18 protein-coding genes and 2 tRNA genes are annotated in these 17,621 nt (G+C 67.9%); 11 read left to right on the forward strand and 9 right to left on the reverse strand.

Features of this window, described 5'->3' with window-relative positions; all coding sequences use genetic code 11:
• The first annotated feature begins 9 nt into the window (after window positions 1-9).
• Window positions 10-2,337, forward strand: a complete 2,328-nt coding sequence (gene ligA, locus CEP17_RS04455) for an NAD-dependent DNA ligase LigA (RefSeq protein WP_112931416.1) — start codon at window positions 10-12, stop codon at window positions 2,335-2,337.
• 5 nt (window positions 2,338-2,342) lie between these two features.
• Here ligA and CEP17_RS04460 read toward each other — a convergent pair whose 3' ends face one another.
• Window positions 2,343-4,061 carry a long-chain-fatty-acid--CoA ligase gene (locus tag CEP17_RS04460; protein ID WP_112931417.1) on the reverse strand — a complete coding sequence of 573 codons (1,719 nt, stop codon included), beginning with the start codon at window positions 4,059-4,061 and terminating at the stop codon, window positions 2,343-2,345.
• A 58-nt stretch (window positions 4,062-4,119) separates the two neighbouring features.
• Here CEP17_RS04460 and gatC point away from each other — a divergent pair, with 58 nt between their 5' ends.
• The 6 genes from gatC to CEP17_RS04490 are packed head-to-tail and all read left to right on the forward strand — an operon-like array spanning window position 4,120 to window position 9,663.
• Window positions 4,120-4,419, forward strand: coding sequence for an Asp-tRNA(Asn)/Glu-tRNA(Gln) amidotransferase subunit GatC (gene gatC / locus CEP17_RS04465; RefSeq protein ID WP_036285370.1), 300 nt, complete (start codon window positions 4,120-4,122; stop codon window positions 4,417-4,419).
• On the forward strand, window positions 4,416-5,927 hold the full coding sequence (gatA, locus tag CEP17_RS04470) for an Asp-tRNA(Asn)/Glu-tRNA(Gln) amidotransferase subunit GatA (protein ID WP_112931418.1): 1,512 nt from the start codon (window positions 4,416-4,418) through the stop codon (window positions 5,925-5,927). Before gatC ends, gatA begins: the two co-directional genes overlap by 4 nt.
• Window positions 5,927-7,441: an Asp-tRNA(Asn)/Glu-tRNA(Gln) amidotransferase subunit GatB gene (gene gatB / locus CEP17_RS04475; protein WP_112931419.1), complete on the forward strand. Its 1,515-nt coding sequence runs from the start codon at window positions 5,927-5,929 to the stop codon at window positions 7,439-7,441. The genes gatA and gatB overlap by 1 nt, the downstream gene beginning before the upstream one ends.
• A 60-nt stretch (window positions 7,442-7,501) precedes the next feature.
• A complete protein-coding gene (dinB, locus tag CEP17_RS04480; protein ID WP_112931420.1) occupies window positions 7,502-8,761 on the forward strand; it encodes a DNA polymerase IV in 1,260 nt (419 codons plus the stop codon).
• Between the two features lie 22 nt (window positions 8,762-8,783).
• Window positions 8,784-9,104: a hypothetical protein gene (locus CEP17_RS04485; protein WP_036285382.1), complete on the forward strand. Its 321-nt coding sequence runs from the start codon at window positions 8,784-8,786 to the stop codon at window positions 9,102-9,104.
• On the forward strand, window positions 9,088-9,663 hold the full coding sequence (locus tag CEP17_RS04490; protein WP_036285384.1) for an aminobenzoate synthetase: 576 nt from the start codon (window positions 9,088-9,090) through the stop codon (window positions 9,661-9,663). Before CEP17_RS04485 ends, CEP17_RS04490 begins: the two co-directional genes overlap by 17 nt.
• 13 nt (window positions 9,664-9,676) lie before the next feature.
• Here CEP17_RS04490 and CEP17_RS04495 read toward each other — a convergent pair whose 3' ends face one another.
• The 5 genes from CEP17_RS04495 to orn all read right to left on the reverse strand — a co-directional run bounded on the left by CEP17_RS04495 (window position 9,677) and on the right by orn (window position 11,549).
• Window positions 9,677-10,162: a DUF2017 family protein gene (locus CEP17_RS04495; protein WP_112931421.1), complete on the reverse strand. Its 486-nt coding sequence runs from the start codon at window positions 10,160-10,162 to the stop codon at window positions 9,677-9,679.
• Window positions 10,159-10,443 (reverse strand): ATP-dependent Clp protease adapter ClpS, encoded by a 285-nt coding sequence (gene clpS / locus CEP17_RS04500; RefSeq protein ID WP_112931422.1) that lies wholly within the window; start codon window positions 10,441-10,443, stop codon window positions 10,159-10,161. Before clpS ends, CEP17_RS04495 begins: the two co-directional genes overlap by 4 nt.
• Complete coding sequence (locus tag CEP17_RS04505) at window positions 10,440-10,790, reverse strand: metallopeptidase family protein (protein WP_036316694.1); 351 nt, start codon at window positions 10,788-10,790, stop codon at window positions 10,440-10,442. Before CEP17_RS04505 ends, clpS begins: the two co-directional genes overlap by 4 nt.
• 25 nt (window positions 10,791-10,815) lie before the next feature.
• A tRNA-His gene (locus CEP17_RS04510) sits at window positions 10,816-10,891 on the reverse strand.
• A gap of 34 nt (window positions 10,892-10,925) precedes the next feature.
• Window positions 10,926-11,549: an oligoribonuclease gene (orn, locus tag CEP17_RS04515; protein WP_112931423.1), complete on the reverse strand. Its 624-nt coding sequence runs from the start codon at window positions 11,547-11,549 to the stop codon at window positions 10,926-10,928.
• A gap of 86 nt (window positions 11,550-11,635) precedes the next feature.
• On the opposite strand from orn, the gene CEP17_RS04520 reads away from it, so the two are divergent.
• Window positions 11,636-11,707 (forward strand) — tRNA-Arg (locus tag CEP17_RS04520).
• A gap of 17 nt (window positions 11,708-11,724) precedes the next feature.
• Here CEP17_RS04520 and CEP17_RS04525 read toward each other — a convergent pair.
• On the reverse strand, window positions 11,725-12,786 hold the full coding sequence (locus tag CEP17_RS04525) for a methionine synthase (RefSeq protein WP_112931424.1): 1,062 nt from the start codon (window positions 12,784-12,786) through the stop codon (window positions 11,725-11,727).
• Entirely contained in the window at window positions 12,783-13,775 is a 993-nt protein-coding gene (locus tag CEP17_RS04530; RefSeq protein WP_112931425.1) for a putative oxygenase MesX, read from the reverse strand. Before CEP17_RS04530 ends, CEP17_RS04525 begins: the two co-directional genes overlap by 4 nt.
• Window positions 13,776-13,894: 119 nt before the next feature.
• On the opposite strand from CEP17_RS04530, the gene CEP17_RS04535 reads away from it, so the two are divergent.
• Window positions 13,895-14,836 (forward strand): LysR family transcriptional regulator, encoded by a 942-nt coding sequence (locus tag CEP17_RS04535; RefSeq protein ID WP_112931426.1) that lies wholly within the window; start codon window positions 13,895-13,897, stop codon window positions 14,834-14,836.
• 67 nt (window positions 14,837-14,903) lie between these two features.
• The gene (locus CEP17_RS04540) at window positions 14,904-15,113 is read left to right on the forward strand and encodes a hypothetical protein (protein ID WP_036285410.1); all 210 of its coding nucleotides are present in this window, start codon (window positions 14,904-14,906) and stop codon (window positions 15,111-15,113) included.
• Between the two features lie 53 nt (window positions 15,114-15,166).
• Here CEP17_RS04540 and CEP17_RS04545 read toward each other — a convergent pair whose 3' ends face one another.
• The gene (locus CEP17_RS04545) at window positions 15,167-15,811 is read right to left on the reverse strand and encodes a hypothetical protein (RefSeq protein WP_239498586.1); all 645 of its coding nucleotides are present in this window, start codon (window positions 15,809-15,811) and stop codon (window positions 15,167-15,169) included.
• Window positions 15,812-15,873: 62 nt separating this feature from the next.
• Between CEP17_RS04545 and CEP17_RS04550 the strand changes: the two genes are divergently transcribed.
• Window positions 15,874-17,289, forward strand: coding sequence for a PLP-dependent aminotransferase family protein (locus CEP17_RS04550; RefSeq protein ID WP_112931427.1), 1,416 nt, complete (start codon window positions 15,874-15,876; stop codon window positions 17,287-17,289).
• Window positions 17,290-17,621: the final 332 nt, after the last annotated feature.

Raw genomic sequence — 17,621 nt, forward strand, 5'->3', positions numbered from 1 at the left:
ACTGGCCGGGTGACGGATGATGAAGTCTCCCTTCCGACGAACCTCGACGACGCCCGCCTCGACGCGGAGCGATTGACCGACCTCATCCTCGGCGCCCGCGACGCGTACTACGGGCGCGACGCCGAGATCGTCGACGACGCGACCTACGACGGGTGGATGCGGCGGCTCGAAGCAGTGGAGCGCGCCTTCCCCGAGGTGCAGGGACAGGATTCGCCGACGCAGTCGGTGGGCGCGGCGCAGAGCTCGATGTTCGCGCCCGTCGAACACGCCGAGCGCATGCTCAGCCTCGACAACGTCTTCAGCGCGGACGAGCTGCGAGACTGGTGCACGAAGACATCGGCTGCCGCGGGACGACACGTCCGTTGGCTGCTGGAGCTGAAGATCGACGGCCTGGCCATCAATCTCCGCTACGAGCACGGCGTTCTCGTGTCGGCCGCCACCCGCGGCGACGGACGAGTGGGCGAGGACGTCACCGTCAATGCGCTCCAGGTCGCGGGCATTCCTGCACGACTCGCGGGTGAAGGGCATCCTCCGATCGTGGAGGTGCGCGGCGAGGTCTACATCCCCGTCGCGGCCTTCGACGAACTCAACGCTCTCCAGGCCCGGTTGCGCGAGCGTGTCATCACGGACGGTCGTGAGCGCGGAGGCGACGAGGAGAAGCTCACCCGAAGCGCCGCCCGCCGATTCCCGGCATTCGCGAACCCGCGAAACGCGGCCAGCGGCGGCCTTCGCCAGCAACTCGACAAGAAAAGCGGCATGGAGCTCGAAGCCGGACGCGCCCGGCTCGCCTCGCTGCGGCTGCTCGTCCATGGGATCGGGGCGTGGCCGGCGCCACCCGTGTCCTCGCAGAGCGAGGTCTACGCCCTGCTCGCGACGTGGGGGCTGCCGACAAGCACGTCTTTCCGCACCGCGGACGACATCGACGGCGTGACGGCGTTCGTCGCGTACTACGGCGAGCATCGCCACGACGTCGAGCACGAGATCGACGGCGTCGTGGTCAAGGTCGACGAGCTGGCGTTGCACGGCGAGCTGGGCGCGACCAGTCGTGCCCCGCGATGGGCCATCGCGTACAAGTACCCGCCGGAGCAGGTCAACACGAAGTTGCTGGACATCGTCGTCTCGGTCGGCCGCACCGGCCGGGCGACACCCTTCGCCGTGATGGCTCCCGCCCGCGTCGCGGGCTCGGTCGTCCGGCAGGCGACGCTTCACAACCAGGACGTCGTCGTGTCCAAGGGAGTTCTCATCGGTGACACCGTCGTGCTGCGCAAAGCCGGCGATGTCATTCCCGAGGTGCTCGGTCCCGTGGTCGAGCTGCGCGACGGCACGGAGCGGGCATTCGTCATGCCGACCCGGTGCCCGGAATGCGGCTCGACGCTGGCACCCGCGAAAGACGGCGACATCGACCTGCGCTGCCCCAACACGCGCGCCTGTCCCGCCCAGGTTCGGGGCCGCGTCGAGCACATCGGCTCCCGTGGCGCCCTCGACATCGAAGCCCTCGGCGAGGTCACCGCAGCGGCCTTGACGCAGCCGTCGGTTCCCGCCGTGCCCCCGCTGATCACCGAGGCCGGTCTGTTCGACCTCACACTCGAACAGCTCGTCCCGATCGAGGTGATCGTCCGCGACAGCGAAACGGGGGAGGCCAAACTCGATGACGACAGCGGCGAACCGATCACCCGCGCGCCCTTCCGTCGCCAGCCCTCGTCGGCGGAGAAGAAGGAGGGACTCACAGGTCCCCAGCCGTCGGCCCAGGCGCTCACCCTTCTCGAGGAACTCGAGAAGGCCAAGACGAAGGACCTGTGGCGGTTTCTGGTCGCGTTGAACATCCGCCACGTCGGCCCGGTCGCCGCGCGGGCACTCGCGCAGTGGTTCGGTTCGCTGGACGCGATCCGCGCGGCCGAGCGCGACGCTCTCGCCGACGTCGACGGCGTCGGCGGCATCATCGCGGACTCGCTCCTGGAATGGTTCGCCGTCGACTGGCATCAGGAGATCGTGGAACGCTGGGCGGCGGCGGGCGCGGTCTTGGAGATTCCAGGTCACCCCGGCCCGGGAGCTGCCGTCGCCGCCGGCGGCGTGCTCGAGGGTGTCACGGTCGTTGCGACCGGCACGCTGGAGGGCTACACCCGAGAGGGCGCGCAGGAGGCGATCATTGCCGCTGGCGGGAAAGCAGCCTCGTCCGTGTCGAAGAAGACCGACTTCGTCGCCGCAGGCCCGGGCGCGGGCTCGAAACTCACCAAGGCGGAGGAACTCGGCATCCGCATCATCGATGCCGCGCAGTTTCGCATCCTCGTCGAGCAGGGGCCCGCCGCGCTCGGGGCACTCGATCCCGACGCGGGCTGATCGGCTCAGTCTCCTCCGGGATGCGTGAGCTCGAGCAAGGACTCACGCACCTGGCGACGCAGCACCTTTCCGATCAGCGACTTCGGCAGTTCGTCGACGATGAAGATCCGGCGGGGGACCTTGTAGGGCGTGAGGATGCTGCGGGCGTAGTCCCGGATGGAGTCCGTGTCGACGTCGGCTCCAGACCCGTCGAGCACCACGGCGGCGACGACCTCTTCGCCCGAATGCTCGCTTGGCAGGCCCACGACAGCGGCATCCACCACGCGCGGGTGCTGCCTCAGTGCGTTCTCGACTTCGGTGGGCGCCACATTGAACCCGCCGGTGATGATGAGCTCCTTGATGCGATCCACGATGCGCACGAACCCCTCGTCGTCGATCTGGACGATGTCGCCGGTGCGGAACCACCCGTCCACGAAGACCTCCTCGGTGGCTTCCGGCTTGCCGTAGTAGCCCTGGAAGACCTGCGGGCCCCGCACGATCAGCTCGCCCCGCTCACCGGAGGGCATGTCCACGGTGGGATCGTCCGGATCGACCACGCGACACTCGGTGCCGGGGAGGGGGAGTCCGACCGTTCCCGCCTTGCGATTGTCGGCGACCGGGTTCGCCATGAGAACCGGCGAGCACTCGGACAGCCCGTAGCCCTCGACGAGGTAGCCACCCGTCGCCCGCTCGAACGGCACGACGAGATCATGCGGCAACGCCATCGCTCCGGAGATGGCGACCTCCGTGCCGGCCAAGGAGACGCCCTCGGCGCGCGCCGCGGCGAGCAGTCGATCGGCGATCGGCGGCACCAGCGGCAAGAACGTCGCCGGGTGCTTCTTCGTCACTTCGAGGACCATCGCGGGTTCGAAGCGGGGAAACAGCACCAGACGGGCACCCATCGACATCGCGAAAGTGAGGCACAGGGTCAGCCCGTAGGCGTGGAACATCGGCAGCACCGCATACACGACGCATCCCTTGCCGCGCTGGATCGACGGGACCCACGCTTGAGCCTGCCGGGCGTTGGCCAGGAGGTTGCGGTGGGTGAGCACCGCGCCTTTCGGCGTTCCCGTCGTTCCGCTCGTGTACTGGATGATGGCGACGTCGTCGGTGACCGGACCGGGGAAGGATGCCGCCAGTGCTTCGCTGCGTGCCAGGTGTTCCCAGGGCACGGCGTGCGACACGCGCGTGGTGAGCGCGTCGCGCGACTGACGGGCCTTCGCGACGGGAAGCCGCAGCGCGAGACGCAGCGAGAGCGGCATGGCGGTCGTGATGTCGACGCTGACCAGCGTGGTGACGGCGAGATCGGCGGGGAACGCTTGCACGGTGGCGGCGACCTTGCTCCAGACGATGGCCGTGCGCGCCCCGTGGTCTTCGAACTGCTTGCGCAGCTCCCGTGGAGTGTAGAGCGGATTGTGCTCCACCGCGATGGCGCCGAGGCGCAGAATCGCGTAGAAGGCGATGATGTGCTGGGGACAGTTGGGCAGTACGATCGCGACCGTGTCGCCTTTGCCGACCCCACGCTCTCGGAGACCCGCCGCCACGCGATCGATCGCCTCGACGAGGTCGCGGTACGAGGTCGTGCGACCGAAGAATTGCAGCGCCGGCGCATCCGGGTAGTCACGCGCCGATGCCGTGACGATGTCCAGGAGCGAGCCGGTGACCGGTTCGAGATCATCGGGGACTCCGGCGGCGTAGCTGGCGATCCACGGGCGGGGCGGGTCGTACGGGGCAGCGGCACTCACGCGGGCCAGCCTATCGGCCGTGAGAAGCGGGCCGAAGGGGGCCGACTAGAATCGACGGGTGTCTGAAATCACCCCTGAACTCGTTCGCCATCTCGGCGTTCTGGCCCGGATTCAGCTCGACGAGCACGAGGTGCAGCGCCTGACGGGGCAGCTCTCGGTGATCGTCGACAACATCGCGAAGGTGTCCGAGGTGGCAACGCCCGACGTCCCCGCGACGAGCCATCCCCTCCCGCTCGAGAACGTCTTCCGTCCCGACGTCGTCGGCCAGATGCTGACGGTGGAGCAGGTGCTGCAGAACGCGCCAGACGCCGCCGACGGGCGCTTCCGTGTCACGGCGATTCTGGGGGAGGAGCAGTGACCGATCTCACACGGCTGAACGCCGCAGACCTGGCCGCACGACTGGCCTCCGGTGACGTGTCCGGCGTCGAAGCGACGCGGGCCCACCTCGACCGGATCGCCGCCGTCGACGGCGATGTGCACGCCTTCCTGCACGTGAGTGACCACGCCCTCGAGGTTGCCGCCGACATCGATCGCCGCCGCGCCGCCGGTGAAGCCCTGGGCGAGCTCGCGGGAGTTCCCCTCGCGATCAAGGACGTGCTCGTCACGACAGACATGCCCTCTACGAGCGGCTCGAAGATCCTGGAGGGATTCCTGTCGCCCTACGACGCCACCGTCGTCGCGCGTTCGCGCGCCGCCGGCCTGGTGCCCCTGGGGAAGACGAACATGGATGAGTTCGCCATGGGATCGTCGACGGAGCATTCGGCGTACGGTCCCACCCACAACCCGTGGGACCTCGATCGCATCCCCGGAGGCTCCGGGGGCGGATCGGCGGCCGCCGTCGCCGCCTTCGAGGCTCCGCTGGCTCTCGGCTCGGACACGGGCGGATCGATCCGCCAGCCGGCGCACGTCACGGGAACCGTCGGCATGAAGCCGACCTACGGCGGGGTGAGCCGGTTCGGCGCCATCGCGCTGGCGTCCTCACTCGACCAGGTCGGTCCGGTCTCGCGCACCGTGCTCGACTCGGCGCTCCTGCACGACGTCATCGGCGGCCACGACCCGCACGACGCGACGTCGCTGACCGACAGCTGGCCCTCCTTTGCGGCGGCCGCACGCGAAGGCGCCGCCGGCGCCGGTCTTGCGGGGCTGAAGGTCGGCGTGATTCGCGAGCTGCCCGACAGCGGCTTCCAGGCCGGCGTGTCGGCATCGTTCCGCGCGGCGCTGGCGCTCCTCGAAGCGCAGGGCGCGGAGATCGTTGAGGTCAGCGCCCCGCACTTCGAGTACGGCGTCGCCGCGTATTACCTGATCCTTCCCGCGGAGGCGTCGAGCAACCTCGCCAAATTCGACTCCGTCCGTTTCGGCCTGCGAGTCGACGTCCCGGGCGGCACGGTCGAAGACGTCATGGCTGCCACTCGAGACGCCGGCTTCGGCGAGGAGGTGAAGCGTCGCATCATTCTCGGCACCTACGCGCTGTCGGCCGGATACTACGATGCCTACTACGGCAGCGCCCAGAAGGTGCGTACGCTCATCCAGCGCGACTTCGACGCGGCGTTCGCTCAGGTCGATGTCATCGCGACGCCGTCGGCTCCCACCACTGCGTTCAAGCTCGGCGAGAAGATCGATGACCCGCTGCAGATGTACCTCAACGATGTCACCACGATTCCGGTGAACCTGGCCGGCGTCCCCGGCATTTCGATTCCGTCGGGTCTGGCAGAGGAGGACGGGCTGCCCGTCGGCATCCAGTTCATCGCGCCGGCGCGGGAGGACGCCCGTCTGTACCGAGTCGGCGCCGCTGCCGAGGCATTGCTCGTCGATTCGTGGGGTGGTCCTCTGCTGGACCGTGCCCCGCTTCTGGGAGGGAACCGCTGATGGCCACGGCCGCACTGATGGACTTCGACGAGGCACTGAAGCTCTACGAGCCCGTGCTCGGCTTCGAGGTGCACGTCGAGCTCAACACCGAGACGAAGATGTTCTCGCCCGCGGGAAATCCGGCGCACGCTTCGAACCACGATGCCGCCCCCAACACCCTCGTGGCGCCTGTCGACATGGGCCTTCCGGGGTCGCTGCCGGTGGTCAACGAGACGGCGGTGCGGTTCTCGATCAGCCTCGGGCTCGCCCTCGGGTGCCAGATCGCGCCATCGAGCCGCTTCGCGCGCAAGAACTACTTCTACCCCGACCTCGGCAAGAACTACCAGATCTCGCAGTACGACGAGCCCATCGCCTTCGAGGGCCAGATCGAGGTGGAACTGACCGACGGGACGGTCTTCGAGGTGCCCATCGAGCGGGCGCATATGGAGGAGGATGCCGGCAAGCTCACGCACGTCGGCGGCTCCACCGGCCGCATTCAGGGCGCGGAGTACTCGCTCGTGGATTACAACCGCGCCGGCGTCCCGCTCGTGGAGATCGTGACCAAGCCGATCTTCGGCGCGGAACACCGTGCACCCGAGCTGGCCGCCGCGTACGTGCGGGCGATTCGCGACGTGGTGCTCTCGCTCGGCATCTCTGAGGCGCGCATGGAACGCGGAAACCTCCGCTGCGATGCGAACGTGTCCCTGCGCCCGCGCGGGCAGGAGAAGCTCGGCACGCGCACCGAGACGAAGAACGTCAACTCGATGCGCTCGGTCGAACGCGCCGTGCGTTACGAGATCCAGCGTCAAGCGGCGATCCTCGCCGCCGGCGGGACGATCACGCAGGAGACGCGACACTGGCACGAAGACACCGGGACGACCTCTCCGGGGCGTCCGAAGTCGGATGCCGACGACTACCGTTACTTCCCGGAGCCCGACCTCCTGCCCGTCGCGCCGTCCTCCGCGCTGGTCGAGTCGTTGCGTGCTGCTCTTCCGGAGCCGCCCGCCGCGCGTCGGCGACGTCTGAAGGCCGAGTGGGGCTTCGCCGACATCGATTTCCAGGGAATCGTGAATGCGGGCCTGCTCGCCGAGGTGGACGCGACCGTCGCAGCGGGCGCTGCGCCTGCGGCCGCGCGCAAGTGGTGGATGAGCGAGATCTCTCGCATCGCCAACGCTCAAGGAGTCGAAGCTTCATCGCTCGTCACCCCCGCATCGGTGGCCGCACTGCAGCAGCTCGTGGACGCCGGTACGCTCACCGACAAGCTGGCGCGTCAGGTGCTCGAGGGCGTCATCGCCGGCGAAGGCACGCCGCAGCAGGTCGTCGACGCACGCGCTCTTGCGGTCGTCTCGGACGACGGCGCGCTGATCGCCGCGATCGACGATGCTCTCGCCGCGCAGCCCGACGTGCTGGAGAAGATCCGCGACGGCAAGGTGCAGGCCGCCGGTGCCGTCATCGGCGCCGTCATGAAAGCGATGAAGGGTCAGGCCGACGCCGCACGCGTCCGCGAGCTCGTTCTGGAGCGCGCGGCGCAGTAGTCGCACACGCTGCCTTCTCGGTGGCGCCGCGATGTCGGCGGCGTCACCGAGAATGGACTCATGGGACGGGGTGACGGGTCGGGGCGGGTCGTCTCGCCGCCCGGTGCCGACGACACCGGCACCCGGATTCTTCACGTGGACATGGACGCCTTCTATGCGTCGGTCGAGGTCCTCCACGATCCCTCCCTGGCCGGCAAGCCGCTGATCGTCGGCGGTATGGAGGGACGCGGTGTGGTCTCCAGCGCCTCCTACGAGGCTCGTCGATTCGGCGTGCGGTCGGCAATGGGCGTCGCACAGGCTCTTCGGTTGTGTCCGCAGGCCGTCGTGGTCACTCCGCACTTCGAGCGGTATGCGAGCCTGTCACGTCAGGTGATGGCGATCTTCCACGACATCACCCCCCTCGTGGAGCCGCTCTCGATCGATGAGGCGTTCCTCGACGTGTCCGGCGCACGGCGGCTCTGGGGAACTCCGGGGGAGATCGCCCGGATGCTCCGGGCCCGCGTGACAGCGGAGACGGGACTGATCTGCAGCGTCGGGGTGGCGGCCACGAAGCATGTGGCGAAGATCGCCTCCACGCGCTCGAAGCCCGACGGGCTGCTCATCGTCAGCGAACCCGACACCGCCGCCTTCCTCGCCGCGCTGCCCGTCTCGGCGCTGTGGGGGGTGGGGCCGAAGGCCGCGGAGACGCTGGAGGGTCGCGGCATCCGGCTCGTCTCCGACATCCTCGCCTCGCCGCGGGCCGTCCTGGATCGCGCACTCGGACCCGCCGGCGGGGAGCGCATCTGGCAACTCGCGCACGGCATCGACCCCCGAGCCGTCGAGACGGAACGCACGGAGAAGAGCATCGGGCATGAGGAGACCTTCCTCACCGACGTCGCCGACCCGGCAGTCCTGCGCAGCGAGCTTCGCCGGCTCTCCGATCGCGTCGCGGCGCGTCTCCGCGACGGAGGCTGGCGAGCCGGAACCGTCGCGTTGAAGCTGCGCTATGCCGACTTCACCACGCTTTCGCGCTCGCTGTCGCTGGCAGAGCCGTCGGACGTCGGCCAGCGGATCGGCGACGTCGCCATCGGCTTGTTCGACGCGCTGGAGCTGAGCCAGCCGGTGCGCCTGATCGGCGTGCGCGCAGAGAAGCTGCGCGGCGGTGACGGTGGATCCGTGCCGCTCTGGGATGAGGATGCCGAGTGGCGGCGGGTCGACGCCGCCTTGGACGACGCGCGTGTGCGTTTCGGCGGGGGAGCGGTCACCCGGGCGAGCGTCCTCGGCCCGCGCCGTGATGTGAATGCTCTGCCGACGAATCCGCGGCTCCCTCGCACCGAGTGAGCTTCCCGGCTACGGTGGGAACATGCCCAATCTCGCACTCGAACTCGGCAAGCAGTCGGCATCGCTCGGCGTCAACAGCGTCTACGGCGAGCAGCAGGACGTCGACGGCATCCGCCTCATCCCCGTGGCTCTGTCGTGGTCGGGCTTCGGCGCCGGCGAGGATGAGAGCGGCAACAACGGCGGGGGCGGCGGCGGCTTCGCGGTTCCCCTCGGTGCCTACATCCGCAAGGGCGACGATCTGCGTTTCGAGCCGAACCTCGTGTCGCTGGTCGCGGTGGCGATCCCCTTCGTGTGGGTCGCGGGACGCACGCTCAGCCGCATCATCCGTGCCCTCAAGCGCTGACGAGGTCGATGCGGCGCTCACGAGCGGGGTCGACCGCATTGAGTCCGCCATTGCGGCCTTGGAGCCGGAGATCACACCGATCGTCCTGATCGACGGACGTTCCGGCGCGGGCAAATCGACCCTCGCGCGACGGGTGCGCGAGCGGTGGGGGCGCCCCGTCAGCATGATCGGCCTCGACGAGCTGTATCCGGGGTGGGACGGGCTCTCGGCCGGTTCAACTCTGGCGCGGGAGTTCATCCTGATCCCCGTCAGCGAGGCAAGGGCGGCCGTGTGGCGACGGTGGGACTGGGCAGCCGATCGTCCGGGGGCCGAGGTGGAGACGCCCGCCGACGTCCCCCTGATCCTCGAGGGAGCAGGGGTGCTCACCCCGAGCACCGCGCCTCTGGCGCACGTGCGCGTGTGGGTGGAATCGCCCGAGAGTGCGCGACGCGATCGCGCGCTCGCTCGAGACGGCGACACCTACCGGCCGCACTGGCGTCGCTGGGCCGACCAGGAAGAGGAGCACCTCCGCGCGCATCGCCCGCAATCGCTCGCAACGATCGTCATCGACGTCCCGTGAGGGCTGGGGGCGGTCAGTCCTCGATCGCCTGGAGCAGGCCGTCGAGGCGGAAGCCCAGCCAGTTGTAGACACCGAAGCGGGGGTCGTCGTCCTGCTCCTCTTCTGAGGTGATCCCGAGGCGTGTCGCGATCACCAGCCGCACCGCGGTCAACGTTCGCAACCACGCCGCGACCGCACCGGCATCCAGTTCGACGATCACCTCGGCCTCGGCGTCCGCGCGGTCCAGGTCTTGCGGACGCCGTGTCTGGCCATCGCGTTGCAGCGTCGCCAGCACCAGCGCCGCATCATCACGACGCCGATCGAGGAGGTCGTCCTGGGTCAGACGACGAAACTCCGCGGCATCCTCCGGAGCGTCCCGGTAGCCGTCGGGAACGAGGCGCGCGACGCCCGGATCATCGACTCCGTCGATGGACTCGGCGAGCAGATCCGTGAACTGCAGGACGATGTCCGTGAGATGCGCGGCTTCCAGCGCGGACACCGCCATCCGCACCCTCGTCATGTGTCGGCCTTCCTGACGGTCGCCCAGAGGCCGTAGTCGTGCATCGCCTGGACGTGGAGCTCCATCTGCTCACGTGCGCCTTCGGCGACGACCGCGTGGCCCTCGTGGTGCACCAGCAGCATCAGACGCTCGGCATGCTCGCGGGTGTAACCGAAGTAGGTGCGGAAGACATGGACGACGTAGCTCATCAAGTTGACCGGATCGTTCCAGACCACCGTCTGCCAGGGACCGGTCACCTCCGAGCGCTCCTCCAGGCGGGCATCCTCGAGGGGAATCGTCATGCCCAACCCAACTCGTGCAGGCGCTCGTCGTCGATCCCGTAGAAGTGCGCGATCTCGTGCACCAGTGTGGTGTGCACTTCGTCCCGGAGCTCCGCGATCGATCCGCAGGCGTGCAGATGCGGCTCACGGTAGAGGATGATCCGGTCGGGCAGCTCCCCGGTGCCGTAACGGTCGCGCTCTGTCAACGCCAGACCGTCGTAGAGACCCAGCAGGTCGAGGGAACCGTCCTCGGGCCGGTCCTCGACGACGAAGACGACGTTGTCGAGTCCGACGAGCATGCGCTCGGGCAGCAGATCGAGTTCGTCGGAGACGAGAGCTTCGAACGCGTCGGCGTCCATCTCGATCATGTCGACATCCCGATCGGGGAGAAAGTGGGGTGGCTAACGGGGCTTGAACCCGCGACCCCCGCGACCACAACGCGGTGCTCTACCAACTGAGCTATAGCCACCATGCGCCTGCTTCCAGGCAACCAGACGATTGTATTACACACCGGAGGCATACGACGACACGACGGCGGCCGCCGCGTCGCGTGCCTGGTCGCTGGAGGGCCCCGGCTCCGGAACGAAGACGGCCTGCCGGTAGTACGCCAGCTCACGAATCGACTCGAGGATGTCGGCCAGTGCCCGGTGGCCACCGTCCTTCGCTGGCGCGTTGAAGTACGCGCGCGGGTACCAGCGACGAGACAGCTCTTTGATGCTGGAGACGTCGACGCTGCGGTAATGGAGCCAGCGGTCGACACGCGGCATGTACTTTGCAAGGAACATCCGGTCGGTGCCGATCGTGTTTCCCGCAAGCGGCGCCTTGCCCTCGGGAGCGAACCTCTGGATGTACTCGAGAGCTTCGAACTCCGCCTCGGCCAGGCTGATACCGTCCGGGATCTCAGCGAGGAGCCCGGAGGTCTCGTGCATACGCGTGACGAAATCGTTCATGTGCGCCAGCGCCGAGGCGTCGGGTTTGATCACCACCTGGAAGCCGGGGTCGAGGACGCTGAGCTCGAAGTCGGTGACCACGATCGCGATCTCGACGAGTTCGTCGACGTCGAGGTCGAGACCGGTCATCTCGCAATCGATCCAGACGAGACGATCGTTCTCCGCGGCATTCACCATGCGTTCATCCTAATGAGGGCCTGCGACCTCGGCGCCGACGCGTCACGATCAGCGACGGGCCGGCGACCACAGTACGCTGGGAGAGCGCCTCCGTAGCTCAGTGGAAGAGCGACGGCCTTCTAATCCGTTGGTCGCAGGTTCGAATCCTGCCGGGGGCACCGCATCGAGCCGCCCGTCACGAGTCCGCGCCTGCCAGCTCGGCGCGCACGAGTGCTGCTCCGGCGGACAGTGCGCTCAGTTTGCCGAATGCGACCTCCCGTGACAGCGGGGCCATCCCGCAGTTCGAACTCGGAATCAGCTTGTCGGCGTCGACGAACGGCAACGCCCGCCGCAGCACCGCCGCGACCTCTTCCGGGGTCTCGACGTGCGCGCTGGCCACGTCGAGGGCGCCGAGCATGACCTTCTTGCCGCGGATGAGTTCGATGAGCTCGATCGGCACATTCGAGTGCTGGCTCTCCAGCGAGACGATATCGATACGCGAGCGCTGCAGAAGAGGGAAGGACTCCTCGTACTGACGCCACTCGGATCCGAGTGTCGCCTTCCAGTCGGTGTTCGCCTTGATGCCGTACCCGTAGCAGATGTGCACCGCGGTCTCGACGCGCAGGCCCTCCGCGGCGCGTTCGAGCGCAGCGATTCCCCAGTCCTTCAACTCGTCGAAGAAGACGTTGAACGCCGGCTCGTCGAACTGGATGATGTCCACTCCGGCGGCTTCGAGTTCGCGAGCCTCCTCATTGAGGATCGTCGCGAACTCCCACGCGAGCTTTTCACGGCTGCCATAGTGCCGATCCGCCAACGTGTCGATCATCGTCATCGGTCCTGGCAGAGCCCATTTGATGGGCAGGTCGGTCTGCCCGCGCAAGAACGCGGCATCCTCGACGAAGACGGACGCGCGACGACCGACCGCGCCGACCACCGTCGGCACGCTGGCGTCGTAGCGGTTGCGGATGCGCACCGTCTCGCGGTTGTCGAAGTCGACGCCGTCGAGGTGCTCGATGAAGGTCGTGACGAAGTGCTGACGGGTCTGTTCGCCATCGGTGATGATGTCGACGCCGCGCCGCTGCTGCTCGTGCACCACGGCGCGCAGCGCGTCGCGTTTGCCATCGGCGAGCACGTCGCCGTGCAGCTGCCACGGCGACCAGAGCACCTCGGGCTCGGCGAGCCAGGCGGGCTTGGGGAGGCTGCCGACCGTCGTCACCGGCAGCAGAGGAGCCTGATGGACGGTGCCGTCGCCGGTCATGCGACGGGCTCCGCCACGCCGGCGATCCACTGTTCCAGGGTCTGGAGGTGGGGCTTCACGAAGTACTCCTCGGCGTAGCGGCCCTGGGTGACGGCCAGCTGGCTGCGCTCCTCACGGTCGTAGTCGATCTCGGTGCGGACGAAGTCGACATGGTCCAGGGTGGGACGGTAGACCTCGCCGGCGGGGGTGAGTGTGTTGTACACCTCGGGACGATAGATCTTCTGGAACGTCTCCATCGTCGCGATCGTGCCGATCAGTTGCAGATCGGAGAAGTCGTTCAGCAGGTCGCCGCGGAAGTAGAACGCCAGTGGTGCGACGGAGCCGCGCGGCATGAAGTAGCGCACCTGCAGACCCATCCGGGCGAAGTAATCGTCGGTGAGAGAGAAGGCATCCTGAACGTACTCGGTGCCGAGTACCGGGTGCACGAGGCCCGTGCGGCGGTACGTGCGGCTTGTCGACACGCTGATGCAGATCACCGGGGAGCCCGCGAAGCGCTGCCGGTAGGCATCCGACGCCAGGAACCGTTGGAAGAGCTCACCGTGCAGGATGCCGAAATCCTCCGGAACGGTGAACGTCCCCGCGGCAGCTGTCGCTGCCGGCAGCACGACGCTGAAATCGTAGTCGCGCAGATATGAGGAGAAGTTGTTCCCGACGATGCCGCGGTGGCGCTCACCCGTGCGGTGATCGAGGATGCCGACGTCGAGAACCTCGATGATGGGGAAGCGCTCGGCCTCGGCCGTGTCGTCGAATTGCAGCTGCACCGTGACGATGTCGAGTTCGACCCGATAGCGCTCGGCGCCCTGATCGTCGCCGGCGGCGAGCTCGTTGAACCGACGGTCGATCATCGCGAGCGCGTTGCGGAGGTTCTGGCGGCGCCCGGCGCCACGCGCCAGATTCGCGAAGTTCGTCGTCACACGCGAATGTGCGGCGGGTGCGTAGTCCTCGTCGAAACGAGTGGTCGTGATGCTGAAAGCGATGTCGTTCGCCATGCGAGGGCCAATCCTGGGCAGGGGCCGGTACGGCCGCGAATGATGCTGATCCGAGCATGCGGGACGAGTGCTGTCATCGAGTAATGCGCTCAAACTATGCACCTATATAGTCTGTGACTATGTCTCGACCCCCGATGGGAATCACGCTGCAACAGCTCCAGTACTTCATCGAGGTCGCTGCGGAGGGGTCGATCAGTGCGGCGGCCGACCTGCTGTTCGTGTCGCAGCCGACGATGTCCGCTGCGATGCGCGACCTCGAGAAGAAGATCGGACGCGACCTGCTGCTGCGATCCGCGCGCGGAGTGAGCCTGACCACCGACGGCATCGAGTTCCTCGGATACGCCCGCCAGGTCGTCGAGCAGGCTGCACTGCTCGAACAGCGCTACCTCGGCACTGCTCCCTCGCGGCGCCTGCTGGGCGTCTCCACCCAGCACTACTCCTTCGCCGTCGACGCGTTCGTCCGCATGGTCAGAGCAACTGATGCCGCCGAGTACGAGTTCTCGCTGCGGGAGACGCGCACCTTCGACATCATCGAGGATGTGCGCACGCTGCGCAGCGAACTCGGCATCCTGTTTCGCAATGAGTTCAACCGCAACGTCATCGGAAAGCTCCTGCGCGACTCGGGGCTGGCATTTCACACGCTCTTCGTCGCCGCACCCCACGTCTTCGTCTCGCGCCGAAACCCGCTCTCGCTGCAGCGGAGCGTGAGTCTCGAAGACCTCTCATCGTTGCCTCGACTCACGTTCGATCAGGGTGCGAACAACTCGTTCTACTTCGCCGAAGAGATCCTGTCGACGCTGTCGAGCTCGCGCGAGATCCGCGTCTCGGATCGCGCCACGATCTTCAACCTGATGATCGGCTTGAACGGTTACACCATCTCGACGGGCATCATCAGCGACGACCTCGATCCCGAGATCGTGGCCGTTGCGCTCGACGTCGACGAGCAGATCGAGATCGGATGGATCGGGCGCACGGCGGTGCCGTTGACCGACCAGGCCCAGCGCTACCTCACCGAACTGCGCCAGGTGGTGGCCGGCTTCGGAGTGTCGCTCGTCGGATGACGGTGAGCCGACCCCTCGATAGTTCCGCCGCGAGCGCGTACCGTCGGCGGTGACGAGAGGAGTCATCATGACCTCGGCATCATCCACCTTGTGGGTCGCATACGGCACTGACGGCAACGTCGTCGGCACGGTGAGAAAGAGCGAGGAGGGCTACACGCCCACGGTCGCCGGCGCCACCGCGAGTGTCGGCACGTATCCGTCCATGGAGGTCGCGAAGAGCGCCCTCCACAGCCACCTTGCTCCCGGGTCCGACTGGCCGCAGTTCCGCCAGCACTAGGCGCTCTGCTGCGCAGCCCGCACCGCCACGGCGCGCGTCCCTGCGCGATCGGATCAGCCCACGCGCGGGGCGCCCGCCGCCGCGACCGGGTCTCGACCGGGGTCGACCTCGGCCGCGGCCCCGCGACGTGACACGTCGAGCAGTCGCAGAGCGACGTGGACCAGGGGACCGATGCCGGCTGCGAACAGCACCGTGCCGATGCCCACGGTGCCGCCGAGGAGCCACCCGAACAGAAGCACGGTCGCCTCGATCGTGAGTCGACATGCCCACACCGGCCACCCGAGCCGGGAGTTCATGCCGGTCATGAGGCCATCGCGCGGCCCCGGCCCCAAACGCGCTCCGATGTAGATTCCCGAGGCCAGCGCGACCAGCGCCATCCCGCCGACGAACACGATCACTTGCGTCACGAATCCATTCATCGTCGGAAGCGCCAAGATCGTCAGCTGCATGCTGGTTCCGACGAGGAGGATGTTGGCAAGGGTGCCGATGCCCGGCCGTTGGCGCAGCGGAATCCACAGCAGCAGCACGAGCAGGCCGACGAGGTTCGTGATCCATCCGATGCCCACCCCCGTCTGCACCGACAGTCCCTGCGCGAAGACCGTCCAAGGATCCACGCCGATCTGGGCCTGCACCATGACGCCGCAACCAACGCCGTAGAGGATGAGACCGATGAGCAGGCGAGCAAGACGTGCAGTCATGCAGCAATCCAATCTCACAATTGGATATCTACTACCAGTCCAATTCGGATACCGTGGCCACCATGGACTCGAGGATCGGGGCACGGACGTTCGCCGGGATGCTGGGCGGGTGGCGCACGCGGGAGCCGGCGTATGAGGCCCTCGCCGACAGCATCCGCATCCTGTGCCTCGACAACCGCATCGCCGCGCACACCGCTCTTCCCGCCGAACGTGAACTCGCCGCTGCACTCTCGGTGAGCCGAACGACGGTCGCTGCGGCATATCGCAGCCTGCGCGACACCGGTCATATCGCAAGCCTTCGCGGATCGGGAAGCGTGACGACGGCGCGGCCGAGCCGTGACATCGGAGGCGCAGCGGCCACGACCGGCGCCATCGATTTGCAACAGGCCAGTCCCGCCGCGTGGCCGGGGCTCGCCGGCATCATCGCGGAGGCCGCGGCGGATGCCGCACGCATCGTCGCTCGGTCGGGCTATGACATCCGGGGCGCCATCGAACTCCGAGAAGCGATTGCAGACCGATACAGCGCACGCGGCATCCCGACCGACCCGAGCCAGATCGTCGTGACGACAGGTGCGCAGTCGGCGATCCACCTGCTGTCGACCGTTCTCGTCGGTCGTGGGGATCGGGTGGTCATCGAGACGCCGACGTACCCCCATGCGGCCGAGGCGATTCGTGCCGCCGGCGCGCGACTGGTAGCTGTGCCGGTCACGATCGGCGGAGGCTGGGACCTCGATCGCGCGGCTCAAGTGTTCACACGAACGCAGCCACGGATGGCCTATCTGATGCCACGCTTCCAGAACCCGACGGGCCGCTCGATGACGGACGAGGAAGAGGCAGCCTTCGCACACGCTGCCCGCGCCTCGCGCTCCACTCTCGTCATCGACGAGACGACCGCCGATCTGACCATCGACGTTCCCGCCGCATCACCGGCGTTCGGCCACGATGCCGTGGTGCGCGTCGGCTCGCTCGGCAAGATCGTCTGGGGTGGTCTGCGCATCGGGTGGATCCGCGCGGACGGGGAACTCGCGCAGCGAATCGTCGCGGCGCGCCCCGCCAGGGAACTGGGCACACCGGATTTCGAGCAGGCGGTCGCCGCTCGTCTCTTCAGCCACCTGCCGGAGATTCTCACGCAGCGTTCTCTGCTGCTCAGATCGGGCCGCGACGCTCTCGTCGATGCGCTCACCCGCCGCCTGCCGGAGTGGAAGATCCCGCAGGTGCACGGCGGCGTGGCGCTCTGGGTGGAGCTGGATGCGCCTCTGAGCACGGGGCTCGTCCTCGCAGCCCGCGCCCATGGCGTTTCTCTCTCGTCCGGGTCGCGATTCGGGGTCGACGGGACGCACGACCGTCATCTGCGCCTGCCTTTCACGGCACCACCCGAGGAGCTTCGACGCGCCGTCGACACGCTCGCCGACGCGTGGCCCGCGGTGCGAGCCGCCGCGCCCGTGCACGGCGGCGAGATCCTCGACGCGGTGGTGTGACGAGCGCGGCTTGCTCGCTCGTCAGCGCAGATACGCCAGGCACTCGACCGCCTCGTCGAGCCTGCAGAACGAGCCCAGCTCGCGCATTCTGGCTCGGGCGAGTTCGAAGCGCTCCGCGTGAAAACGCGTCCCCTGCGCTGACTGCTCGCGCCGGACGTGTCCGATCACGACGCCGCGCCTGTCGATGACCCTCCACCGACGGTCGGACACCGCCCGCAAGGAACACCCGCGCACGGACCGAGGTAGGGCCGTTGCCGCACTGATCATGTCGCCACTCCCGTCACCATCACGTCACCGCCACGTCACCGTCACTGACACCGCCACTTTCGAAG

Origin of the sequence: Microbacterium sp. PM5 (assembly GCF_003293595.1) — a bacterium.
Classification (GTDB): Bacteria; Actinomycetota; Actinomycetes; order Actinomycetales; family Microbacteriaceae; genus Microbacterium.